Here is a 23,050-nt window from a genome sequence, read left to right as displayed (position 1 = left end):
CATCTGACCGGTCAGAATGAGTTGAGTTTTATGTTGAGCATAACATTTTTCATTTTGGCCTTACTGCCATGGGCTAAATTTATGACTCAATAATTATTCAAAATTCAATGATTCACGGTATTTTTGTTCATCGTCGAGTATCCACCTCTCAAAGCTGGCGGAAGCGGCTACGCACATGATAAGTTTCAGACGTAATATAACGTTCCATTTGACGCAAACGTACTTCGCCTGCTTTCAATTGATCATCCACTGCGTCCAACATTTTTCGTGCGGATGGCGCTTGGCTCTTTTCCTGAGTCAGATAGCCCGCAGGGGCAGGATCGATGACAAAGGTCAAGATAATATAGGCCAATACCGTTATGCCAAATAACCCGAAGAATAGCGATAACACCGTGATAATACGAATCAGTGGGACAGGCACGTTCAAATAATCTGCCAGCCCTGCACACACCCCTTTGACCATCCCCTGTTCTGGCAGACGGTAAAGTTTTTGCCGGTATGGCGTTGACATTATGATTGCCTCCAATTTGGATGCTCTGCATCAAGAATATCTTCTAGCGTTTTGATCCTTTCTTGCATACGCCTGGCGTTTTCCGTCAGTTGTTCCAAACGCTGAATTTCATTGTCCCCTAACTGACCACGACGGTTATTCTGGTTGCTGTAATGCAGCCACAACCAGATGGGTAAGACAAAAAGCACAAAAATGATCAGAGGGATACCAAGAAATATATAGCCCATTCTCTTTCCTTAGTTATGCATGATATAAGTTATCATTGTGAATCTTTGATGGTCATTTTAGCTTTCAAGGCCGCAAGTTGCGCACTGATTTCATCATCTGCTTTCAATTCCGCAAATTGCTGGTCGAGTGATTTCTGTTTACCCAGCCCAACAACCTCTGCCTCAGCTTCCATATGGTCTATCCGGCGTTCAAACTGTTCAAAACGCGCCATCGCCTCATCGATTTTACCACTATCCAAATGACGACGGACTTCGCGCGAAGATACCGCAGCCTGGTGGCGCAGCGTCAATGACTGTTGTCTCGCGCGTGCTTCTATCAATTTCTTTTCCAGCTCAGTCACTTCGCCTTTGATGCGTTCCAGCGTTTCATCCAGAATAGACAATTCGTGTGTTAATGTTTCAACTAAGCTACTGACTTTTTGTTTTTCAATCAACGCCGCGCGCGCTAAATCTTCTTTATCCTTACTCAATGCCAATTCGGCCTTTTCTTGCCAGTTATCGATTTGGTTTTCGCCCATGCTGATACGGCGCAAAAGCTGTTTTTTTTCGGCCAATGCTCGGGCAGACGTAGACCGAATTTCCACCAGCGTGTCTTCCATTTCCTGAATCATCAGCCGGATCATTTTCTGTGGATCTTCTGCTCTATCCAGCAGGGAAGAAATATTCGCATTCACGATATCAGCAAAGCGCGAGAAAATACCCATAGTGATCAACCTCTTTCATTAGAATGTTTGTATGTTATGTCTGTCTATTGTTAACACAAATAACAAGATACACAGTAAGACATTGAATGAATTACAAGATACATGCCAACTTTTATATTTTTCTTATCTCATTGAAATTAATCAAATAATTTTCTCTTTGCTTTTTTACTGCAATAAGCTATTTTAGTTAAATTGACCAACTTTTGGTGAAAAATATCATGCCTGAGTTTATTGACAACCTATTAGGTGAAGCAAACTGTTTTATCGACATGTTGGAACAGGTTTCCGCAGTGGCAAAATTAAATAAACCGGTTTTAGTTCTGGGCGAACGCGGAACAGGCAAAGAGTTAATTGCCCATCGTTTACATTATCTTTCCCCACGTTGGCAGAACCCGTTTATTTCTCTGAATTGTTCAACACTCAATGAAAATTTACTTGATTCAGAACTCTTTGGTCATGAAGCCGGAGCGTTCACCGGTGCCCACGCAAAGCATCAAGGACGCTTTGAGCGCGCTGATGGCGGAACCCTGTTTCTTGATGAGCTCGCCACGGCTCCCATGCAAGTCCAAGAGAAATTACTGCGGGTGATTGAGTATGGTCATTTAGAGCGTGTCGGTGGTATCCAGCCATTACAGGTCGATGTTCGTTTGATCTGTGCCACCAACGAAGATTTGCCTGCTATGGCTGCCGGTGGAAAATTCAGAGCTGATTTACTCGACAGGCTCGCATTCGATGTTGTCAATATTCCGCCATTGCGCCAACGACAACAAGATATTATGTTACTGGCACAACATTTTGCGATTCAAATGTGCCGTGAATTGAATTTGCCCTTTTTTCCCGGATTTACTGCTGAAGCCAGACAACAGTTACTTGCCTACCACTGGCCCGGCAATGTTCGTGAACTCAAGAACGTCATAGAACGTTCCATTTATCGACAGGGTAATAATGAAAATGAATTAAATACGATTGTTATCAATCCCTTTTTATCATCACAACAATCTGTCCCCTTACCGACGGATAAAGGAATACCCGAGAGTTCTCTTCCTGAATTACCACTTGATTTAAGGCAGTGGCAACATGACAGCGAAAAGCATTTAATTGCCCAGGCGTTGACGGAAAGCCAATTCAATCAGAAAAGAGCGGCGGATAAACTTCACCTCACTTACCATCAATTACGCGGACTCATCAAAAAACACCATCTCAACATCCATAATGACGATTAAACCAAAGATTTTCTGACTGGATTCATCAATAGGTTACGATCTGCAATGGGCAAAACGTGCAAAAGAGTGCCCCGAATCACAGTGAGTCAAAGATCATTCATTCAGAATAGACAGGGTAAGTAGACAGGATAAAAAAAAGTAGCCGGCACCCGAGCCGGCTATAAAAATACTGGAAGCAATGTGAGCAATGTCGTGCCTTTTCCAAGATGGCATAGTTGATCCTACAAGGATGCCTCCCCGAAAGCACGATGAGAATGATAATACTTATCAGTTACGTTTGTAAAGCATTTTATTGAGAACCCTTCTCATTATCGTGATCTAACCGTTGTTTTTGAGCAAAAAGCGTTAATTAAGTTACAATACCCAAACTCTTTTATTATGACTGACGTTTTATATGCGCTATTTGATTTACTGGATTATATTGTTGATTTCCGCTCCGGCTCTGGCAGCTCAGAATGCTATCCCAGAAGCTAGCGCGGAGCCCATACCAGAACCCCTTAAAACGATTTCAGAACCGAAGCTGGACAACCTATCGGCAAGTTTGTCTCATATTCCGGCCGCGATACACCAGAGTGGTTTTATTTACTGTGTTAATGGCAATGTGGATACATTTAATCCACAAAGAGCAATCAGTGGTTTAACGGTAAATACGCTAGCGGCACAGATTTATAATCGCCTGCTTGGCGTTGATCCCCAGACCTATCATTTGGTGCCTGAACTGGCGGCTAAATGGGCGATCCTGGATAACGGAACAACCTATCGTTTTTACCTGCGCCATGATGTGGCTTTCCAATCAACCGATTGGTTTACGCCCACCCGCACGATGAATGCCGATGATGTTGTTTTCAGCTTCCGTCGGCTCTTTCGTACAACATATGATTATCATGCTGTTCATGATAGCTATTCTGTCCATGATAATTACCCCTATTTTAATAGCTTACAATTTGGCGATTCAGTGAAAGATATTCGGAAAATCAATGAATATACTGTTGAATTCCGCCTGAATGCACCTAATGCCTCTTTTCTCTGGCATCTGGCAACACGCCATGCACCGATATTGTCTGAAGAATATGCTCAAAAATTGCAGCAGATACATCGACAACAGCAGATAGATTGGCAACCTGTCGGGACAGGCCCTTTCAAACTGAAAGATTATAAGATGGGGCAATTTATCCGCCTTGTTCGTCATGATAAATACTGGGAAGGCCGTCCCCATCTGGAACAGGTCGTTATCGATATTGGTACTGGCGGAACAGGTAGGATCTCAAAATTATTAACCGGTGAATGCGATGTTTTGGCTTATCCCGACGCTCACCAGTTGAAAATCGTACATGATGACCCCAATCTGAGCCAGGAATCACTACCAGGCATGAATATCGCCTATCTGGCCTTTAATACCCGTAAACCCCCATTAGATAAGTTAGCAGTCCGTCAGGCTATTGCTTATGCCATCAATAACCAACGTCTGATGAAATCCATCTACAATGACATGGCGGAAACAGCGAGTTCTATTTTGCCTCATATCTCATGGGCGCATGATAAACGTGTTGAGATCACCGAATACAACCCCAAAAAATCCCGCCATATGTTAAGCCAACTGGGGATAAGTGAACTGGCATTAACATTATGGGTTCCTACGGCTTCACAAGCTTATAATCCACGTCCTTTGAAAATGGCCGAGTTTATTCAGGCAGATTTAGCAAAAGTGGGTATTGAAGTCGCCATTCGCCCTGTGGAAGGTGGTTTCCAGCGAAATTTGCTGAAGAATAAGGATTATGATCTGGCGCTGGCTGGTTGGTCTGCTGATAGCAATGATCCCGATAGTTTTTTCCGGCCACTGCTGAGCTGTGCTGCGATTGCCGCTAAAACGAATCTAAGCAATTGGTGTAATTCAATTTTTGATGATGCCCTTCATCAAGCCTTACTCAATCAATCCATTGACTCACGCATGGAAAATTATCAGCTTGCTCAGGCGATCCTCGCTCAACAATTACCCATATTGCCACTGGCCTATTCAATGCGTTTACAGAGTTTTCGCAATGACATTAAAGGGTTGATATTCAGCCCCTTCGACGCCGGTGCCTTCGACAAGGTTTACCGTATACCGCCTGCTATCGTCCCTGATGAACATAACAAGGGAAGAAGATGATTATTTATATCCTGCGCCGTTTATTGCTTCTGATGGTGACGTTATTTTTTCTTTCGCTGATCAGTTTCAGCCTTACGCATTTCACCTCTCACCATTCCCTGAATGTCATCTCACTGTTAGGCGAATATGGGCGTTATCTCTCTCGCTTGTTCCAATGGGATTTGGGTGTTTCCAGTATTAATGGAGAACCGATCATTAAGCAACTGTACGCTGTCCTGCCGGTGACGATGGAGCTTTGTATCCTCTCTTTTTCCATGGCGTTATTAATTGGCATTCCTCTCGGCATTATTGCTGCTGTTTGGCGTAATAAGAAGGCAGATATCATTATCAGCACATTTGCCCTATGTGGTTTCTCCATCCCGGTTTTCTGGCTGGCTCTGCTGCTAACGCTGCTTTTTTCTCTTAATCTGAACTGGTTACCTGTTTCAGGGCAATTTTATCTGCTCTATCCCATGAAACAGGCGACCGGTTTCGCCCTGATTGATGCCTGGCAGTCAAATGGGCCTTATCGCAATGAAATGATCATTAACGTTATTTTGCATATGATACTGCCCGTCATCACGCTGGCGATTGCCCCGACGACAGAAGTGATCCGCTTGATGCGCAACAGTGCTGAAGAAGTCTTAAGTGCAAACTATATTAAATCCGCCGCAACCCGTGGTTTATCCCGACTCACGATTATTCGCCGTCACCTATTACATAATGCTTTACCTCCTATCATTCCTAAATTAGGGTTACAGTTTTCCACCATGCTGACGTTAGCCATGGTGACGGAGTACGTTTTTGATTGGCCAGGTTTAGGGCCGTGGCTGATTAATGCGATCCGCCAGCAAGATTATTCCGCAATCTCAGCCGGAACGCTGGTGATAGGTATGCTGGTTATTTCAATTAATATGCTGACAGATATTATCGGGGCGATAGCGAATCCCCTGAAGCATAAGGAATGGTATGCCTTTAGATAATGTTTACCGTGAGAAAAAAATGCCATCACCATTGAAAGTGATCGGGCGATTTTTCTATGCCGATGTATTGGCAATGACGGGTTTTTATGGGGTATTAATTTTAATTACGCTGAGTTTAGTGGGCAGATATCTTGCTCCCTATGCGCTTGATTATCAATTTGATAAGCAGCTTATGCCACCTTCATGGTCGAATTTGGGCGACGTCTCCTATTTCCTTGGGACTGACGATCTCGGACGTGATATTTTCAGCCGTCTATTGATTGGCACATCTTACACATTTGGCGGGGCGTTGGTTGTCACTGCGGCGGCAGCGATTATCGGGTTAATCATCGGTGGCTTTGCCGGCATCACGCGTGGTTTGAAATCAGCGGTTCTCAACCATATTTTTGATACTTTACTGGCGATCCCTTCCTTGTTATTGGCTATGATTGTCGTTGCTTTCGTTGGAGCCAGCCTGAATCATGCCATGATTGCGGTTTCACTGGCATTGCTGCCAAGGATCATACGCACTGTTTATAGCGCTGTGCATGACGAACTGGATAAAGAATACACGATCGCAGCACGCCTGGACGGGGCACCAAACTACCATATTTTGCGCTATGCCATTTTTCCCAATATCACCGCAGCGATCGTCAGCGAATTAACCCGTGCTCTCTCCATTGCTATTCTCGATATTGCAGCGTTGGGGTTTCTCAATCTTGGTGCACAACTCCCCTCTCCCGAATGGGGCGCGATGATGTCCAATTCATTGGAACAACTTTATTCAGCACCCTGGATTGTGATGTTACCCGGGATAGCAATTATGTTGAGTGTCTTGCTAGTCAACTTACTGGGTGACGGCCTACAGCGCGCGATTAAAGCAGGAGTTGAGTAATGCCATTAATCGATATTCGAAACCTGACGATTGAATTTATGACGGCAGCCGGCCCGGTCAAGGCCGTTGACCGAATGAGTATTTCACTGATAGAAGGTGAAATCCTGGGTTTGGCGGGCGAATCAGGATCGGGAAAGAGTTTAATTGCCAAAGCGATTTGTGGCGTCACAAAAGATAATCTTAACGTCACTGCGGATCGTTTCCGTTTTAACGATATTGATTTATTACGCCTGACGCCACGTCAGCGCCGTAAGGTCATCGGTCACAATATTTCCATGATCTTTCAGGAGCCACAGTCATGTCTTGACCCATCGGAAAACATTGGTAAACAGATTATTCAATCTATTCCTGGATGGACCTATAAAGGCCGTTGGTGGCAACGATTCCATTGGCGAAAACGTCGGGCAATTGAGCTATTGCACCGCGTTGGCATTAAAGATCACGATGACATTATGCACAGTTATCCTGATGAATTAACGGAAGGTGAGTGCCAAAAAGTGATGATTGCCATTGCCCTGGCCAACCAGCCACGGCTGCTGATTGCCGATGAACCCACCAATGCAATGGAGCCGACGACGCAAGCTCAGATATTTCGTTTGCTATCGAGTCTGAATCAGAATAACAACATGACTATTCTGCTAATCAGCCATGACCTGCAAATGATGAGTAAGCTGGCTAAACGCATCAATGTCCTGTATTGCGGCCAAACCGTGGAAAATGCCACACCGGATGAGTTGCTGGTGAAACCTCATCATCCCTATACTCAGGCTTTGATACGTGCAATTCCTGATTTTGGCAGCCCACTGCCACATAAAAGTCGGCTAAATACGCTGCCCGGCGTTATTCCCTCACTGGAACATTTACCGGTAGGTTGCCGCCTGGGGCCACGTTGCCCTTACGCACAAAAAACCTGTATCGAAACGCCACGGTTGCGGGTGCTCAAGAATCATGCATTCGCTTGCCATTTTCCGTTGAATATTGAGGAATCGTAAGTGGTTGACACATTATTGGTCGTCAGAAATTTGACCAAAACATTTCGCTATCATACCGGGCTATTTCGCCGTCATCAGCTTGACGCGGTAAAACCGGTGAGTTTCACCCTGCAACCGAAAAAAACACTGGCCATTATTGGGGCAAATGGTTCCGGTAAATCCACATTAGCGAGAATGTTGTCAGGCGTGATTGAACCGACTTCAGGTGAGATCCTGATTAACAGCCATCCACTATCTTACGGCGATTACAGTTATCGCAGCCAACGCATCCGAATGATTTTTCAGGATTCCAGTACTTCACTCAATCCTCGTCAGCGGGTTGGTCAGATTCTGGATATGCCACTGATCCTGAATACGGCCTTGTCTCCCTCTGAACGAGAAAAACGCATCAACCAGACCTTACGTCAAGTGGGTTTACTGCCAGATCATGCTAATTATTATCCACATATGCTCGCATCAGGACAAAAACAGCGGGTGGCTTTGGCACGAGCCCTAATATTGCAGCCACAAATCATTATTGCCGACGAAGCATTGGCTTCTCTTGATATGTCAATGCGCTCTCAGATAATCAATTTGATGCTCGAGTTACAGGAAACACACGGAATTTCATATATCTATGTGACACAACACCTCGGTATGATGAAACATATCAGTGATCAAATACTGGTCATGCATCAAGGTGAAGTTGTTGAACGTGGCAATACCGCTGAGGTTCTGGCGTCTCCACTGCATGAGATTACACGTAAATTGATAGCCAGCCATTTTGGTGAAGCGTTGTCTGCTGAAGCATGGCGTCAAGATATCACCTAATATTTTTATTGGATATCTTTTAATCACTGATCGGAACAGAATGGGAAACTCACCACATTTCTCTCCGGCGTGATAGAATCATCCCCGTTTATTCACAATAAATACCGCGGTCATGGGGGGATATTGATTATTTTTCCCATGACTTTTGGTGTTTGATCACAAAGATAATTTTGATCACAAAGAACAATAAGGATACTGCTATGGGTTTCATGACCGGCAAGCGCATTCTCATTACTGGCGTCGCCAGCAAACTGTCTATCGCTTATGGAATTGCCAAGGCAATGCACGATCAAGGTGCAGAGCTGGCTTTTACCTACCAAAATGACAAACTGAAACCTCGTGTCGAAGAATTCGCTGCATCACTGAATTCAACTATCGTTCTGCCCTGTGACGTAGCAGAAGATGAAAGTATCGACGCCTTGTTCGTTGAACTCGGTAAAGTCTGGCCTAAATTCGATGGTTTTGTTCACTCTATCGGTTTTGCACCAGCTGACCAACTTGATGGTGACTATGTTAATGCCGTCACCCGGGAAGGCTTCAAAATTGCACATGACATCAGCGCATACAGTTTCGTCGCCATGGCGAAAGCCTGCCGTGAAATGCTGAATCCTGGTTCAGCCCTCCTCACTTTAAGTTATCTAGGTGCCGAGCGTGCAATTCCTAACTATAACGTCATGGGGCTGGCGAAAGCCTCTCTGGAAGCGAATGTGCGTTATATGGCAAATGCAATGGGTGTAGAAGGTATTCGTGTTAATGGCATCTCTGCCGGCCCGATCCGCACTCTGGCGGCCTCTGGTATCAAAGACTTCCGTAAAATGCTGGCTCACTGTGAAGCAGTTACCCCTATTCGCCGCACGGTAACAACAGAAGATGTCGGTAATGCGGCTGCTTTCTTATGTTCAGATCTGGCGGGTGGTGTGACCGGTGAGATTTTGCATGTTGACGGTGGTTTCAGCATTGCTGCCATGAATGAATTAGAGTTAAAGTAACAAATCGTTAATTTTTGCAGATGGTCTCATTCATAAAATAAGAATGAGGCCGTCTCTTTCCTATCCACTCTCTCTTCTACTTCTTGTTTTGCGTGTGATATCGGCTACATTCATATTCTCCCTGTCTCACTTTGTGCTTGCTTCCAGTAATACACTATATTGCTCTGGGTCAACATGACCGGAAGCCTATTTTTCGCCGATAATGTCTTATGTCAGTCTATTTTCACCGCATGAAACTGATGCTCTGGAGTCACCATTTTATCTTGCGCGGCAACTATCTGTAGCTCATATTCTTCACTCTTTTGTGTTTCTAACATCACTTCGTAAACGGCAGCTGAGACATGCTCTAAAGCGGCCTGCAATGCTTCATCTGTTAAAGATGGATTTTTCAATAAATTGACGAGGAATAACCCACTTGTTAAGTCACCCACCCCAACCGGCTGACGTGCTCCTGTATCAATTAACGGGCGACTGACATGCCAACTATGTTCTTTCGTTACCAAAAGCATTTCAAAACTATTTTTCTGATAACCTGCGCGACTTAAGTGCTTAACTAATACAATGTCAGGGCCTTTTTCACATAATTCACGCGCCGCGGATATCGCGTGTTCCACACTGCCAATTTTCCGCATAGTCAGTGTTTCAAGTTCCAATAGATTTGGTGAAATAATATCACTGACAGGTAAGACTTTCTCACAGAAGAATTCCGCAACACCTGGCGCAACGATGCATCCTTTTTCTGGATGTCCCATCACGGGATCACAGAAATACCATGCGTCAGGATTGGCTTTTTTAACCTGCTCCACAATATTAAGGATATAATTTCCTTGTTCTGCGGAACCAATATAACCACTCAGAACGGCATGACAGGATGCCAATTTATTTATTTCACCAATTCCCTGCACAATGTCAGCCAAGTGTTCAGGTGGCATAACACAACCACGCCATTGAGGATATTGTGTATGATTTGAGAATTGAACGGTATTTAATGCCCATACATTTACTCCCATCCGGCGCATTGGAAAAACAGCCGCACTATTTCCAGCATGACCAAAGACAACATGAGACTGAATTGAAAGAACATTGTTCATGATAAAACCTAATTTATTCTTCTTCATTGATGAATATACCCAATCAACATCGTATGCTTTATTTCCTCTCGCCACGCGCGGGAAAATAGATCCATCTTAAAGTGCGATAGGTATAAATGATATTGACAAAAATGTCAGATACATAAAGGGCAACATTATCGTTGCCCTTTATAATAAAATTAATTCAAGACTTCCAGTTGATTAGGCAATAGTGCTTCTTACCACGGCGTAATAAACTATAAAGCCCAAACAGGCGATCACGCTCTGTAAATACATACATAGGTTCGGACTGTTTTTCACCATTGATGGACACTGCATTAGAACTGATCATTGTACGCGCCTGCCCACGGGAAGGAACGAATCCCGCCGTCACCAGGGCTTGTTGTAAATCAGCTTCTTTTTCAAGTTCAATGGCTGGCATACCATCTTGGGCTAATTGGGCAAAATCATCTTCGGTCAAATCAGCAATCGCGCCAGAGAATAAGCTGTCAGTGATACGCTTCGCCGCCGCTAAACCAGCTTCGCCATGCACCATCCCAGTCACTTGTTCGGCCAAAACATATTGAGCACGTGGCGCTTTACCGCTAGTTTTATCTTCTTCTTCCAACGCATTAATGTCTTCAATGCTCATGAAAGTGAAGAATTTCAGGAAACGGTAAACATCGGCATCTGCGGTATTAATCCAGAATTGATAAAATTTGTACGGGCTGGTTTTCTTCGGATCCAACCAAACGGCACCGCCTTCTGTTTTACCAAATTTAGTGCCATCGGATTTAGTGATCAAAGGTACTGTCATGCCAAACACTTGTTTCTGATGCAAACGACGAGTCAAATCAATACCTGACGTAATATTGCCCCATTGGTCTGAACCCCCAATCTGCAATTCAACACCGTATGTGCCATTCAGGTTTGCAAAATCATATGACTGCAACAGGTTGTAAGAAAACTCTGTATACGAAATACCCACATCATCACGGTTAAGACGCTGTTTTACGGCTTCTTTATTAATCATCTGGTTGACAGAAAAGTGCTTACCGATATCACGCAGGAAAGTCAGCACATCCATTTTACCAAACCACTCGTAGTTATTGGCTAATTCTGCACCATTTTCACCTGCAAAACTCAGGAAGGGAGAAACCTGGTTGCGGATCTTCTCAACCCACTCTTTGACAGTTTCTTCTGTGTTTAATTTGCGTTCAGTCGCTTTAAAACTAGGATCGCCAATCAAACCCGTCGCGCCACCAACCAATGCAATCGGTTTATGCCCAGCAAGTTGAAATCGTTTTAAACACAGCAAAGGAACCAGATGGCCCAAATGCAAGCTGTCAGCGGTAGGATCAAAGCCGCAATAGAGAGAGATCGGACCTTGCGCCAGCCTCTCCACTAACGCCGCTTCATACGTTACCTGGGCAACAAGGCCCCGCTCTTGCAGTTGTTTAATCAGGTTATTGCTAGACATTAATGTCTCCATCGGTTTGTATTCTTCACCTATCAACCCCCTGTACAAAATTGCACCTTTGTGGAATACGCTACAATTTGACATCCATCAGGGGGGATAAGTATCTCGTTATAAATCAAGTGCTATAGCATAAAACGCCCGTCATATAAGTGCTAGTGTTAAAAATGGGAATCTCCCTATTACCTTACAAATCACAGCTTTATTATTAAGGCGCCAATCGGTCAACATGCCATTTATCCCCTTCGCGCCGATACAAAAAGCGATCATGAAGACGATTAGCCCCACCCTGCCAGAATTCGACTGAATCAAATTCGACCTTGAACCCGCCCCAGAAACTCGGAAGAGGAATCTCACCATTCTGAAACTTCTGTTTCAATTCCAAAAATTTCCCCTCCAAAATACTTCTGGCAGAAATCTTTGAAGATTGTTGAGAAGCCCAGGCCGCAATTTGGCTATCTCTTGGGCGACTATGAAAATACTTCATAACCTCAAGCGGAGACAGGCGTTCAGCTTTACCAAGAAAGCTGACTTGCCGTTCTAACTGATACCACGGGAAATGGAGACTAATCCGGTTATTCTGAGCCAGATGTTTTGCCTTACGACTGCCAAGATTGGTATAAAATACCAAATTATGGGTATCAAAATGTTTTAACAAAACAATGCGCTGATAAGGTTGCCCGTGCTCATCGACTGTCGCAATACACATTGCGGTTGGATCGCTGAGTTTCGCTTCACAAACCTGTTTTAACCAACGTTCAAACAGCGCAATGGGTTCTTCAGTAAGATCTTTTCGCCTCAACCCGCCACGCACATATTCGCGACGAAGTTCAGCAATAGTTGTTTCATTATTTTCTGACATTTCTCACCCTCAATTTCCTAATGTGTAATCCATTATCTGACAATCGGATAAATTGCCCCTAAAATCGTTTCTCTATCCGCACCGGTTACGGAGGGTAAATTACCCGACAACCCGGACATTGTGCGGAATGCCAACCAAGCAAATGCCAACGCTTCCATATCATCACCACTCAAACCATATTTATCCGTCGGCGCGACTTCAGTTCCCAGTAATAAAGCGGATAGCCGATGCATCACCAATGGGTTCCTGGCTCCACCACCACATACCAGCAGCCGATCACATCCGCCACTGAGGATAACTTGCTGAGCAATGCTCGCTGCCGTGAGTTCAGCCAGTGTTGCTTGAACATCCACAGGAGCAATGTCAGAAAATTCAGCTAACTGTTTTTCCAACCATGCCATATTAAAGTATTCACGTCCTGTACTCTTCGGTGCAGTACGTGCGAAATAGGGATCAGAAAGCATTTTTTGGAGTAAAGATTCGTTGACAGTCCCTTGACTGGCCCAGCGTGCATCTTTGTCGTAAGGTAACTGCTTATGCCGCCATGTCCAGGCATCCATCAGCATATTCCCCGGACCGGTGTCATACCCTTTAACGGCTGAATCAGGCAGAAGCGCCGAGATATTTGCGATTCCACCCATGTTTAAAATAATGCGCCTTTCCGTCGGATGCCCCAATACCGCCATATGGAATGCCGGCACCAAAGGCGCACCCTGACCACCATAAGCCATGTCACGCCGTCTAAAATCACCCACTGTTGTAATATCAGTCAATGCCGCTACACGATTATTATCACCGATTTGCATCGTAAACGGTTTCTCACCGTCCGGCTCATGCCATACCGTCTGCCCATGACATCCGATTGCTGTAATCGCACTGGCTGTCAACGCAGCTTTATTCAACAATCCCTGAACAGCCTCCGCAAAAAGCGTGCCAAGTTCATGGTCAAGTCGCCCGACTATGGATAACGTTGTCTGTTGACCTTGACATATAGAAAGCAATTTTTGCTTAAGCTCTTGTGGGAAGGGATGACAGTAACTCAGTTGTTGAGTCACTGTTTTATCTCTAATCTCTGCCAACACAACATCAACCCCATCCATGCTGGTGCCCGACATCACACCAATATAACGTCCTGAATGCATAAACATTCCTCTATTAATAATGGATTACATTTAATCAAACATGAACTATAAAACACATTTATTCGAACCCGATATGTGTAATGATTATTATCAGTGACAAAATCTGAGTTTTGGAAAGCTCTTCACAAAACATGCTAAACTTTTGTTCAGGAATTATTTTTTTCAGCATTCATTATGAGCATTTATTTTATAGGTGGATAGGTATCATTAGTGGCTGGCAAAGTTATCAGTTCTGCTGTTAACAATAAATCGTATTCGCTGCTAACAATAGTAGCTGAATGCTTGATGATAGGTTTATTATCAAGTTCCCTATCAGGTCTTAAAATTAGGAGTAACTATGTTTAAACGTTTCCTGGTTGGTGCAGTTGTAGTGACCACTTTGTCCGGTTGTGCGGATATGGGTGCACTTTCTAGTGATACTTATTCTATTGACCAGGCCAAACAGGCTCAGGATGTCACCTATGGCACCATTATCTCTGTACGTCCCATCACGATTAAAGGCAGACAAGCCGGGGACCCGAATGTCCTGGGTCTCATTGGCGGGGCTGTTTTAGGTGGGCTATTAGGGAATACGGTTGGTGGCGGATCGGGTCAAAAACTCGCCACAGCTGCGGGTGCGATTGCCGGTGGTTTGACGGGTCAAAAAATCGAAGGGGCGATGGACCAGGCGAAAGGGATTGAATTAAGTATTCGTACGGACAGTGGAAAAAACATCGTTGTAGTCCAAAAATTGGACAACACTGTCTTCAGCAGAGGACAACGCATCAAGATTGCAAACAGTGGAGAGTCTCTCACTGTTTCACCAATCTAAGATACGCAAATAATACCAAGATAAAAATCGCGGCTGACCAGTCCCAACATCTGGGCCGCGATTTTTTTATCGCCTAATTTTTATATGACTTGTTTATGTAATTGGTTAATATTTTTTTCAATTTTCTTTATTACGGAAGCAAGCAAAATTAACTCATCATGAGTAATTCCTTCCAAAATTTCTTTCCTTGTTAAATCAATAACACTATCCACTTCTTTGATAAACGTCTCCGATTCTCCGGTTAATTTGATTCTTTTTGCGCGTCGATCATTAGCACATGTATGACGTGTAATCAGTTTCTTTTCTTCTAATTGATCAAGCGTTCTCACCAAAGAAGGTTGTTCAATACCAATCGCTTTCGCTAGCTGTATCTGTGATTGCTCTGGTGGTAGCTGACTAATATTGTATAGAGTCACCCAATGTGTCTGAGTTAATTTCAACGGTTTCAAACGATGATCAATTAAAGCGCGCCAGACACGGACTAAACGTGCCAAATCGGATCCCAATGTCAATTCCAATTACCCCTCCTTATAATTAGAGACTCATATAACATCAATGAATTATTCAATCAGTTTATTCATATGAATAATGGATACGCGCCTTATACCATGCTTACATTAGTAAAGTCAGAAATCTCACTAATAACCTAATTAGTGTCGCGTTGGCTTATTACTCAATGTTGGCATCTTCGTTGCTCTAAAGAGCGAAGTTGTACGGCGCATCGAATAAAATTGCGCATTAATCCACCCAAGAGATAAACCGTATAAAATAATCACAAAACTAAACTATTGTAAGTTAAAATATCAACAAAAAAGCACAAGCTCTCAAAATATATACATATTCACACGGTGAAAGTTCTCTAAGAATAACCGCCATCCAAACACTAATCTATATATTTTTACATTAATATCATTTTTCTCTTACAAAAATTGATAATATTAGAATAAATAATATAAAAAACAATAAGATAACAAAACAGTTTCTTTATTGTTCAATCACTTATTGTTTGATAAGAAATTTTTACTGGAATCATTCCACCAGCTCATTGAAACAACATCTTAATATGACCTATGCCAAATAAAAGAGATAAAAAAACAAATGATGCACCATCTGTTATTGGTCATATTTTTTGCTTTTACGACCACTCTCAAATGGAATTCATATAATCGGCGTCTTTTTGATCAATTCAGCATAAAATTAAAATAGACCGGTTTATTTTGAAATAATATTTCTATCAATACCGTTTTCTCTCAACATTCTTAGGTATCTCAGATGACATAAGCGCAATATTTTTCTTTTTTCACTGTTGGATAATGTCATCCACGTAAACCGCTCTTCCCTGCTGCGATAACATCCTCGGCAAAAACCACGGGGATCCGATTCACAAATTCCCCGACAAGGATTTGGAATAGCAAAGAGTTCTAATTGTTCAGCCATCTCATCCTCCTGCCCTCAGATTGCCCTATTATTTCTATATGAAACTATTTATTTTGTTAACCAGTATAAACCTACCTCATTAAATTTCAAAACAAAATAATAACATCAATTAACCAAATAACAACACTGGCAGCATTTAATCAATAAACGGGCAATTTGAATTATTTTATCTATACACGTTATAGTTAACCGACATAGGCAGAGATGTGAGCAACGCTTTTCAATGAAAGCGATGCGTCTCCATCAAACGATAAAGATCAAGAGGTAATCATGCGTTTACTCCATACGATGATCCGTGTTGGCAACATGCAGCGTTCGATCGATTTTTATACGCAAATAATGGGTATGCGTCTACTTCGCACCAGTGAAAATCCAGAGTATAAGTATTCCCTTGCGTTTGTTGGGTATAGCGATGAAAGTCAAGGCGCAGTAATTGAACTCACCTACAATTGGGGCGTTGAAAACTACGAAATGGGCACGGCATTCGGGCATATCGCTTTAGGCGTTGATGATGTTGCAGCGACGTGTGAACGAATCAGACTTGCCGGAGGCAATGTCATCCGCGAAGCAGGGCCGGTTAAAGGGGGAACAACGGTCATTGCTTTCGTTGAAGATCCGGATGGCTATAAGATTGAACTTATCGAAAATGCCAGCGCCAGCCAGGCATTAGGCCACTAACGCTGGAAACAGAGACCAAATTATAGCCAGACGTTATTCATACAAAAACACAAGGGCATCGATCATTGCCCTTTATTATCCGCATTACTTCTGCAAGACATGGCAAATTTTGCCATAATACCCGCTATTCTAGAATGAAAACAGAATCCTGAAGAAAATCAGATGGCTAATCAAAACGATCTAAATATGTTAAGTGGGCGCTTTCGTGGCTACTATCCCGTTGTCATTGATGTCGAAACCGCCGGTTTTAATGCGCGGACTGACGCTTTACTTGAAATTGCGGCAATTACGTTAAAAATGGACGATAAAGGTTGGTTATCCCCTGCTGATACACTGCATTTCCATATTGAGCCTTTTGAAGGCGCTAACCTTGATCCTGCTGCTCTCGCGTTCACTGGCATTGATCCCACCAATCCTTTGCGGGGTGCCGTCAGTGAATACACGGCCTTGCATGCTATTTTCAAAATGATCCGTAATGGGATGAAAAGTGCGAATTGCCACCGCGCCATTATGGTCGCCCATAATGCTAATTTTGATCATAATTTTGTCATGGCGGCGACTGAACGTGCCAGTTTAAAACGCAATCCATTCCATCCGTTCGCGACTTTTGATACGGCTGCACTCAGTGGATTGGTTCTTGGTCAGACCATCCTAGCCAAAGCCTGCATCACCGCCGAAATTCCGTTTGACAGCAATCAGGCACATAGTGCCCTTTATGATACTGATCGAACAGCTTTACTTTTCTGCGAACTCGTCAATCGCTGGAAACGGTTAGGCGGGTGGCCACTCCCTTCCACAGAACCAGCCAGTGGCGAAGCTTAAAAAGCAAATCTCATATCAATTAATGTCATACCAGCAATAAGCCCCATCCCTGTAAAAAGGATGGGGCTATGGCAGGTTTTCATCATTCAAATGAATGATTGCTTTTTATTCTTGCTCACGATATTTATCCGCCGTCTCTTTGATCAGCGTTTGTAATTCACCGCGCTGATACATTTCAACAAGAATGTCACACCCACCGACCAATTCACCATCCATCCAAAGCTGAGGAAAAGTCGGCCAATTTGCATACTTAGGCAATTGAGCACGGATATCTGGGTTTTGCAGGATATCCACATAAGCAAAACGCTCACCACAAGCAGATAAAACCTGCACTGCCTGGGCCGAGAAACCGCAACTTGGTAGTTTAGGAGAACCTTTCATATACAGTAGAATGGGGTTTTCTCTGATCTGGCGTTCAATTTTTTCGATGACTGCCGCAACTGTTGTATCAGTAACCGTATTAGTATTCATATTAATATTTGTCATTTTTGCTTCCTTAAAACTGCAAGCGTTATTTATCAGCATCAGATAAAGATTGATTCAGAATACCATTTTCCACGCTAATTTTTCTACCGTGAACTTCACACGGCAAATTTTTGCCATGATCTGCGACAAATGACTTGGATATTTTCATGCCAACTGACTGTATTCAATCGATGTTACAGCTCAGTTCTGCGTCAGTTCGTCACGTAGTGACATCTTTTCTCCTGTTATTTAGTCGAAAAGTTGTTAAGATAATGATCAAATAAAAATACGATAATAAGTCTAAATTTGCCCGGCTCATGATTGCTCGTTTATCAGTCATGGTTTGCTGAGCCAAAAACCCAAGATTAAAAAGGAGCATGCAATGTCTTTTGAATTACCCGCATTACCTTATGCCAAAGATGCCCTGGAACCACACATTTCTGTAGAGACTCTGGAATATCACCACGGCAAACATCACAACGCTTATGTTGTCAACCTGAATAACCTGATTAAAGAGACTGAATTTGCCGGGAAATCCCTGGAAGAGATCATCAAGACATCCGAAGGTGGTATCTTCAATAATGCTGCGCAAATTTGGAACCACACTTTCTACTGGCATAGTCTATCACCAAATGGTGGCGGCGAACCAAGTGGGAAAGTGGCAGATGCTATCAATCATGCTTTTGGTTCTTTTGCCGAGTTTAAACAGCAGTTCACTGATGCCGCTCTGAAAAACTTTGGTTCTGGTTGGACTTGGTTAGTCAAAAAAACGGATGGCACTTTGGCTATCGTTAACACATCTAATGCCGCAACCCCATTGACGAGTAATGATAAACCTGTGCTGACCGTTGATGTCTGGGAGCACGCATATTACATCGATTACCGGAATGCACGGCCTCAATATCTGGAGCACTTCTGGGCATTGGTTAACTGGAAATTTGTTGAAGAAAACTTAGCTTAATTAAGCTTAGTGTTCACGCCAGTTTGAAATAACAAGGGCGGTTTTCTTTCATTTACTGAGTAACGCATACTGAAAGACCGCCCTTAAAGTCACAGATCATTAAAATAATGAGCGTGACAAATTCGTCTTTTAGATCTTTGATCAAATCAGGCAGAGGCTTCCCAGAAACACAATCATGATTAATGCGCTACCGGCCGCCAACAATCCCAACTTCAGATCTGTACTCATAGAATATCCTCTGTATAAAATTAAGACCCCCTAACACCCTAAATTTTAAGTGGTCATTCACCGTTTTACCTAAAAAGCAGACTGCAATATTTCATTCATACTCTTTATAGCATCGATTATTACTTCCACTTTTGAGCTAGATCAGACAAAATTCACGGTTCATCGCTAACTTATTGCCAACCATCACCCTATATATAAATATGTTGGCAATTGATTAACAAATATCTATACCTGATAAATTTCAAGTTACAGGGGAATGCTAGCTAATGCAGTCAACCAAACGGAAATTTGAAAGATAAAGGGTGTACAAATTTAGACCATAAGGTCAGGAGTTCTTTTTATCATGGCAACGATCAAAGATGTGGCCAAACACGCTGGTGTTTCAACCACAACCGTATCCCATGTTATCAATAAAACCCGTTTCGTCGCCGAAGATACCAAAGCTGCTGTTTGGGCGGCTATTAAGGAACTGAATTATTCGCCCAGTGCTGTTGCCCGTAGTTTAAAAGTCAACCACACCAAATCGATCGGGTTACTGGCCACATCCAGTGAGGCACCTTATTTTGCTGAGATCATAGAATCGGTTGAAAATAGCTGCTATAGCAAAGGCTATACACTGATTTTATGTAATTCTCATAACAACCTTGATAAACAAAAAGCCTATCTCGCAATGCTGGCACAAAAGCGCGTCGATGGTTTGCTGGTCATGTGTTCAGAATACCCTGAACAACTTTTAGGTATGCTAGAAGACTATCGTAATATTCCGATGGTGGTTATGGATTGGGGAGAGTCCAAAGGGGATTTCACCGATGCAATTATTGATAACGCCTTTCACGGTGGTTACCTGGCTGGCCGTTATCTTATTGAACGTGGCCACCGTGAAATTGCCTCCATTTCCGGACCGTTAGCCAGGAATACCGGAGGGGGACGCCACCACGGTTTTCTCAAGGCATTGAAAGAGGCCAACATTGCTATTCGAGATGAGTGGATTGTTCAAGGTGATTTTGAACCTGAATCCGGTTATCAGGCCATGTATAAGATCCTTAATCAGAAACATCGCCCAACCGCCGTTTTCTGTGGCGGCGACGTGATGGCAATGGGCGCAATTTGTGCTGCCGATGAGTTAGGATTGCGCGTTCCGCAAGACATTTCAATTATCGGTTACGACAATATTCGTAATGCCCGCTATTTCACGCCAGCATTAACAACCATTCATCAACCCAAAGAACGTTTAGGGCAAATGGCATTTTCGATGTTATTGGACAGAATCGTCAATAAACGTGAGGATGCACAAACTATCGAAGTCCATCCACGCCTCGTTGAACGACGCTCGGTGGCGGATGGACCTTTTATCGATTATCGCCGCTGACAGTTAACTTTCTTGCAGCCATTCAGCATTCAGCGTATTGCTATCCCCCAGGTAATCGAGTAACCAGCTTAATGCCGGAGAATGGCTTTTTTGCAACCATGTCAAGCAGCATGGACTATCAGGCAATGGTTGTTCAAGTTCGAGTGTCGTCAGCTTGCCCTTACGGATCAGCGGTAACGCCCGATGCTTGGGAACCATTCCTACACACAGTCCATCCATGAGGCAACTCAGCCCTGCATCCCAATCCGGAACAATCAACCTCCGTTGATTATCTAAAGCCCATGTATTACGTTTAGGCAAGCTGCGCGAAGTATCCTCAAGGCATAAACTGGGATAAGGCCGCATTTGATCATCATTCAATTTTCCGGATATTGCCGCCAATTCATGGCCGGGGCTGACAACGCACAGCCATGGCATGAATCCCATATCCCTGAAGCTATAGCGTTCCCCGACAGGAGAGGCTCGAGTTGCCCCTATAGCAACATCCACGCGTTCATCAACCAACGCATCCCATACCCCATTAAACACTTCAGGATAGATGAATAATTCAATATCTGGGAAATGGCGGTAGAAATCCAAAATTAGCCGAAGCGTCCGCTCTGGTTTGACAACCTGATCAACCGCAATACTGAATTGCCCCCGCCAGCCATTGGCAACTTGTTGGCACTGATGTCGGGTGTGATTCATTTTTTTGATAACAGAACGAGCTTCTTTGATAAAAATAGCCCCTGCTTCCGTGAGTTCAACATCCCGGTGACGACGTTCAAACAGTGATACTGCCAACCATTCTTCAAGCTGCTTTACCGTATAACTCACAGCAGAAGGCACGCGGTGAAGTTCTGATGCAGCCGCACTGAAACTTCCTGTTCTGGCAACAGCATTAATAACTTCCAGAGAGTATTCAGACCACATATATTTTCCTTTCAAATTTTTTCACGACATGATGCAAATATTACCGTTTCACAAGTAAAAATCATGCCATATAAAATAAGCTGAATATTTTTTTATCAACGACCACATCAAGTTGTTAATACAATGAATACACATAAAAACGCTATTCCATTCATGTTTTATCTCGCAGGTCTGAGTATGCTCGGTTACCTGGCCATCGATATGTATCTGCCCGCTTTTGATGCAATGAAAGAAGAATTGGGGACATCAACAAATGCCATTAGTGCAAGTCTCAGCATTTTTCTGGCCGGGTTTGCTTTTGCCCAGCTTTTATGGGGGCAATTGTCTGACCGCTTAGGTCGAAAGCCTGTTCTTATTATCGGACTCTCTCTGTTTTCCATTAGTTGTTTAGCTATGCTGTGGATTACTGATCCTATTCAGTTGCTTATCTTGAGATTTATGCAAGCGGTTGGGGTTTGTTCTGCGGCGGTTACCTGGCAGGCACTGGTCGTCGATAGATATGATGCAGAACAGACCAAACGTGTTTTTGCCATGATCATGCCTCTGGTTGCTCTTTCTCCGGCCCTTGCCCCTTTATTGGGAGCCTGGTTATTGACCCACAGCGGCTGGAGGATCATTTTCTTTGTTTTAATGATCGTGACACTGTTACTGCTGATACCGACATTTTTCCTGACGAGTAAGCATACGAATATTGAATCCAGAACTGAGACCAAAACAGTTTCTTTCTTTACGTTACTCGCTTCCCCGGTTTTCAGCGGAAATGTCTTGATCTATGCATCTTGCAGCGCCGGTTTTTTTGCCTGGCTAACGGGTTCACCAACCATTCTGAATAGTATGGGTTATAACGCCACCGATATTGGTCTAAGTTATATCCCCCAGACGCTGGCATTTATGATTGGTGGATATGGTTGCCGTCTCTTATTGGAAAAAGTGAAAAGTGAAACCGTATTCCCACTTTTGCTGATAGGCTATGCGGTAAGCATGACGAGTATTTACCTGATTTCTCTATCCAGCGCACCTTCATTTATCGCTATTCTTATTCCTTTTTGTGTAATGGCTGCCATGAATGGCGCATCTTATCCCATTGCCGTGGCAAATGCGCTGTCTGTGTACCCAAAGAGTAGTGGTAAAGCAGCTGCATTACAAAATGCGCTACAATTGGGATTATGTTTTGTCGCAAGTATCGTTGTTTCTCTATTTATGGAATACCCTCTTTTATCAACAGCAACCGTCATGGCATTGACTTCTGTTCCAATGGCGGTGGGTTATTGGTTACAAAAAAACAGATAAAAACCATTGGGTAGAAGCTCAATAATTTCCAAATAAATAATTACTAAAAGCATTAATATCTAAAGGTTACATTATTCCTGTAACC

The 23,050-nt window shown here is 43.4% G+C and carries 24 protein-coding genes; 13 read left to right on the top strand and 11 right to left on the bottom strand.

What is annotated here, in order from left to right:
• Positions 1–148: 148 nt before the first annotated feature.
• The 3 genes from pspC to pspA are packed head-to-tail and all read right to left on the bottom strand — an operon-like array spanning position 149 to position 1,442.
• Positions 149–511, bottom strand: coding sequence for an envelope stress response membrane protein PspC (gene pspC, locus XPG1_RS07230; protein WP_045958481.1), 363 nt, complete (start codon positions 509–511; stop codon positions 149–151).
• A complete protein-coding gene (gene pspB / locus XPG1_RS07225; RefSeq protein WP_045958480.1) occupies positions 511–738 on the bottom strand; it encodes an envelope stress response membrane protein PspB in 228 nt (75 codons plus the stop codon). The genes pspC and pspB overlap by 1 nt, the downstream gene beginning before the upstream one ends.
• A 32-nt stretch (positions 739–770) precedes the next feature.
• On the bottom strand, positions 771–1,442 hold the full coding sequence (pspA, locus tag XPG1_RS07220) for a phage shock protein PspA (RefSeq protein WP_045958479.1): 672 nt from the start codon (positions 1,440–1,442) through the stop codon (positions 771–773).
• A 218-nt stretch (positions 1,443–1,660) separates the two neighbouring features.
• Between pspA and pspF the strand changes: the two genes are divergently transcribed.
• The 7 genes from pspF (at position 1,661) to fabI (ending at position 9,441) form a co-directional block, all read left to right on the top strand.
• Complete coding sequence (pspF, locus tag XPG1_RS07215; protein ID WP_045958478.1) at positions 1,661–2,665, top strand: phage shock protein operon transcriptional activator; 1,005 nt, start codon at positions 1,661–1,663, stop codon at positions 2,663–2,665.
• 394 nt (positions 2,666–3,059) lie between these two features.
• A complete protein-coding gene (gene sapA / locus XPG1_RS07210; protein WP_045958477.1) occupies positions 3,060–4,814 on the top strand; it encodes an ABC transporter substrate-binding protein SapA in 1,755 nt (584 codons plus the stop codon).
• Positions 4,811–5,776 carry a putrescine export ABC transporter permease SapB gene (sapB, locus tag XPG1_RS07205; protein ID WP_045958476.1) on the top strand — a complete coding sequence of 322 codons (966 nt, stop codon included), beginning with the start codon at positions 4,811–4,813 and terminating at the stop codon, positions 5,774–5,776. The genes sapA and sapB overlap by 4 nt, the downstream gene beginning before the upstream one ends.
• A complete protein-coding gene (gene sapC / locus XPG1_RS07200; RefSeq protein ID WP_045958475.1) occupies positions 5,763–6,650 on the top strand; it encodes a putrescine export ABC transporter permease SapC in 888 nt (295 codons plus the stop codon). The genes sapB and sapC overlap by 14 nt, the downstream gene beginning before the upstream one ends.
• The gene (gene sapD, locus XPG1_RS07195; RefSeq protein WP_045958474.1) at positions 6,650–7,642 is read left to right on the top strand and encodes a putrescine export ABC transporter ATP-binding protein SapD; all 993 of its coding nucleotides are present in this window, start codon (positions 6,650–6,652) and stop codon (positions 7,640–7,642) included. The genes sapC and sapD overlap by 1 nt, the downstream gene beginning before the upstream one ends.
• On the top strand, positions 7,643–8,452 hold the full coding sequence (gene sapF / locus XPG1_RS07190) for a putrescine export ABC transporter ATP-binding protein SapF (protein ID WP_045958473.1): 810 nt from the start codon (positions 7,643–7,645) through the stop codon (positions 8,450–8,452).
• Between the two features lie 200 nt (positions 8,453–8,652).
• Positions 8,653–9,441 carry an enoyl-ACP reductase FabI gene (gene fabI / locus XPG1_RS07185; protein WP_045958472.1) on the top strand — a complete coding sequence of 263 codons (789 nt, stop codon included), beginning with the start codon at positions 8,653–8,655 and terminating at the stop codon, positions 9,439–9,441.
• A 212-nt stretch (positions 9,442–9,653) separates the two neighbouring features.
• Here the strand turns inward: fabI and pdxY are convergent, their stop codons facing one another.
• The 4 genes from pdxY to anmK form a co-directional block, all read right to left on the bottom strand.
• Positions 9,654–10,532 carry a pyridoxal kinase PdxY gene (gene pdxY / locus XPG1_RS07180; protein WP_045960552.1) on the bottom strand — a complete coding sequence of 293 codons (879 nt, stop codon included), beginning with the start codon at positions 10,530–10,532 and terminating at the stop codon, positions 9,654–9,656.
• Between the two features lie 184 nt (positions 10,533–10,716).
• On the bottom strand, positions 10,717–11,991 hold the full coding sequence (gene tyrS / locus XPG1_RS07175) for a tyrosine--tRNA ligase (protein ID WP_045958471.1): 1,275 nt from the start codon (positions 11,989–11,991) through the stop codon (positions 10,717–10,719).
• A gap of 205 nt (positions 11,992–12,196) precedes the next feature.
• Entirely contained in the window at positions 12,197–12,850 is a 654-nt protein-coding gene (gene pdxH / locus XPG1_RS07170; RefSeq protein WP_045958470.1) for a pyridoxamine 5'-phosphate oxidase, read from the bottom strand.
• 32 nt (positions 12,851–12,882) lie between these two features.
• Positions 12,883–13,992 (bottom strand): anhydro-N-acetylmuramic acid kinase, encoded by a 1,110-nt coding sequence (gene anmK, locus XPG1_RS07165; RefSeq protein WP_045958469.1) that lies wholly within the window; start codon positions 13,990–13,992, stop codon positions 12,883–12,885.
• Between the two features lie 337 nt (positions 13,993–14,329).
• Between anmK and XPG1_RS07160 the strand changes: the two genes are divergently transcribed.
• Positions 14,330–14,803, top strand: coding sequence for an outer membrane lipoprotein (locus XPG1_RS07160; RefSeq protein ID WP_045958468.1), 474 nt, complete (start codon positions 14,330–14,332; stop codon positions 14,801–14,803).
• Positions 14,804–14,883: 80 nt separating this feature from the next.
• Here the strand turns inward: XPG1_RS07160 and slyA are convergent, their stop codons facing one another.
• Entirely contained in the window at positions 14,884–15,321 is a 438-nt protein-coding gene (gene slyA, locus XPG1_RS07155; protein ID WP_045958467.1) for a transcriptional regulator SlyA, read from the bottom strand.
• 694 nt (positions 15,322–16,015) lie between these two features.
• A complete protein-coding gene (locus XPG1_RS17490; protein WP_071825347.1) occupies positions 16,016–16,240 on the bottom strand; it encodes a DUF1289 domain-containing protein in 225 nt (74 codons plus the stop codon).
• A gap of 270 nt (positions 16,241–16,510) precedes the next feature.
• Between XPG1_RS17490 and gloA the strand changes: the two genes are divergently transcribed.
• Together gloA and rnt are read left to right on the top strand one after the other, a co-directional pair.
• A complete protein-coding gene (gloA, locus tag XPG1_RS07150; RefSeq protein ID WP_045958466.1) occupies positions 16,511–16,918 on the top strand; it encodes a lactoylglutathione lyase in 408 nt (135 codons plus the stop codon).
• Between the two features lie 162 nt (positions 16,919–17,080).
• A complete protein-coding gene (gene rnt / locus XPG1_RS07145; RefSeq protein WP_045958465.1) occupies positions 17,081–17,740 on the top strand; it encodes a ribonuclease T in 660 nt (219 codons plus the stop codon).
• Between the two features lie 105 nt (positions 17,741–17,845).
• Here rnt and XPG1_RS07140 read toward each other — a convergent pair whose 3' ends face one another.
• Complete coding sequence (locus XPG1_RS07140; protein ID WP_045958464.1) at positions 17,846–18,226, bottom strand: Grx4 family monothiol glutaredoxin; 381 nt, start codon at positions 18,224–18,226, stop codon at positions 17,846–17,848.
• Between the two features lie 361 nt (positions 18,227–18,587).
• Here XPG1_RS07140 and sodB point away from each other — a divergent pair, with 361 nt between their 5' ends.
• Both sodB and purR read left to right on the top strand, forming a co-directional pair.
• Positions 18,588–19,166, top strand: a complete 579-nt coding sequence (gene sodB, locus XPG1_RS07135; protein WP_045958463.1) for a superoxide dismutase [Fe] — start codon at positions 18,588–18,590, stop codon at positions 19,164–19,166.
• 571 nt (positions 19,167–19,737) lie between these two features.
• Positions 19,738–20,763 (top strand): HTH-type transcriptional repressor PurR, encoded by a 1,026-nt coding sequence (gene purR / locus XPG1_RS07130; RefSeq protein ID WP_045958462.1) that lies wholly within the window; start codon positions 19,738–19,740, stop codon positions 20,761–20,763.
• A gap of 3 nt (positions 20,764–20,766) precedes the next feature.
• Here the strand turns inward: purR and punR are convergent, their stop codons facing one another.
• Complete coding sequence (gene punR / locus XPG1_RS07125) at positions 20,767–21,675, bottom strand: DNA-binding transcriptional activator PunR (protein ID WP_045958461.1); 909 nt, start codon at positions 21,673–21,675, stop codon at positions 20,767–20,769.
• Positions 21,676–21,798: 123 nt separating this feature from the next.
• Here punR and punC point away from each other — a divergent pair, with 123 nt between their 5' ends.
• Positions 21,799–22,965: a purine nucleoside transporter PunC gene (punC, locus tag XPG1_RS07120; RefSeq protein WP_045958460.1), complete on the top strand. Its 1,167-nt coding sequence runs from the start codon at positions 21,799–21,801 to the stop codon at positions 22,963–22,965.
• Positions 22,966–23,050 lie beyond the last annotated feature (85 nt).

The organism is Xenorhabdus poinarii G6 (assembly GCF_000968175.1).
Lineage (GTDB): Bacteria > Pseudomonadota > Gammaproteobacteria > Enterobacterales > Enterobacteriaceae > Xenorhabdus > Xenorhabdus poinarii.
This window is presented reverse-complemented; position numbering and strand designations above follow the sequence as displayed.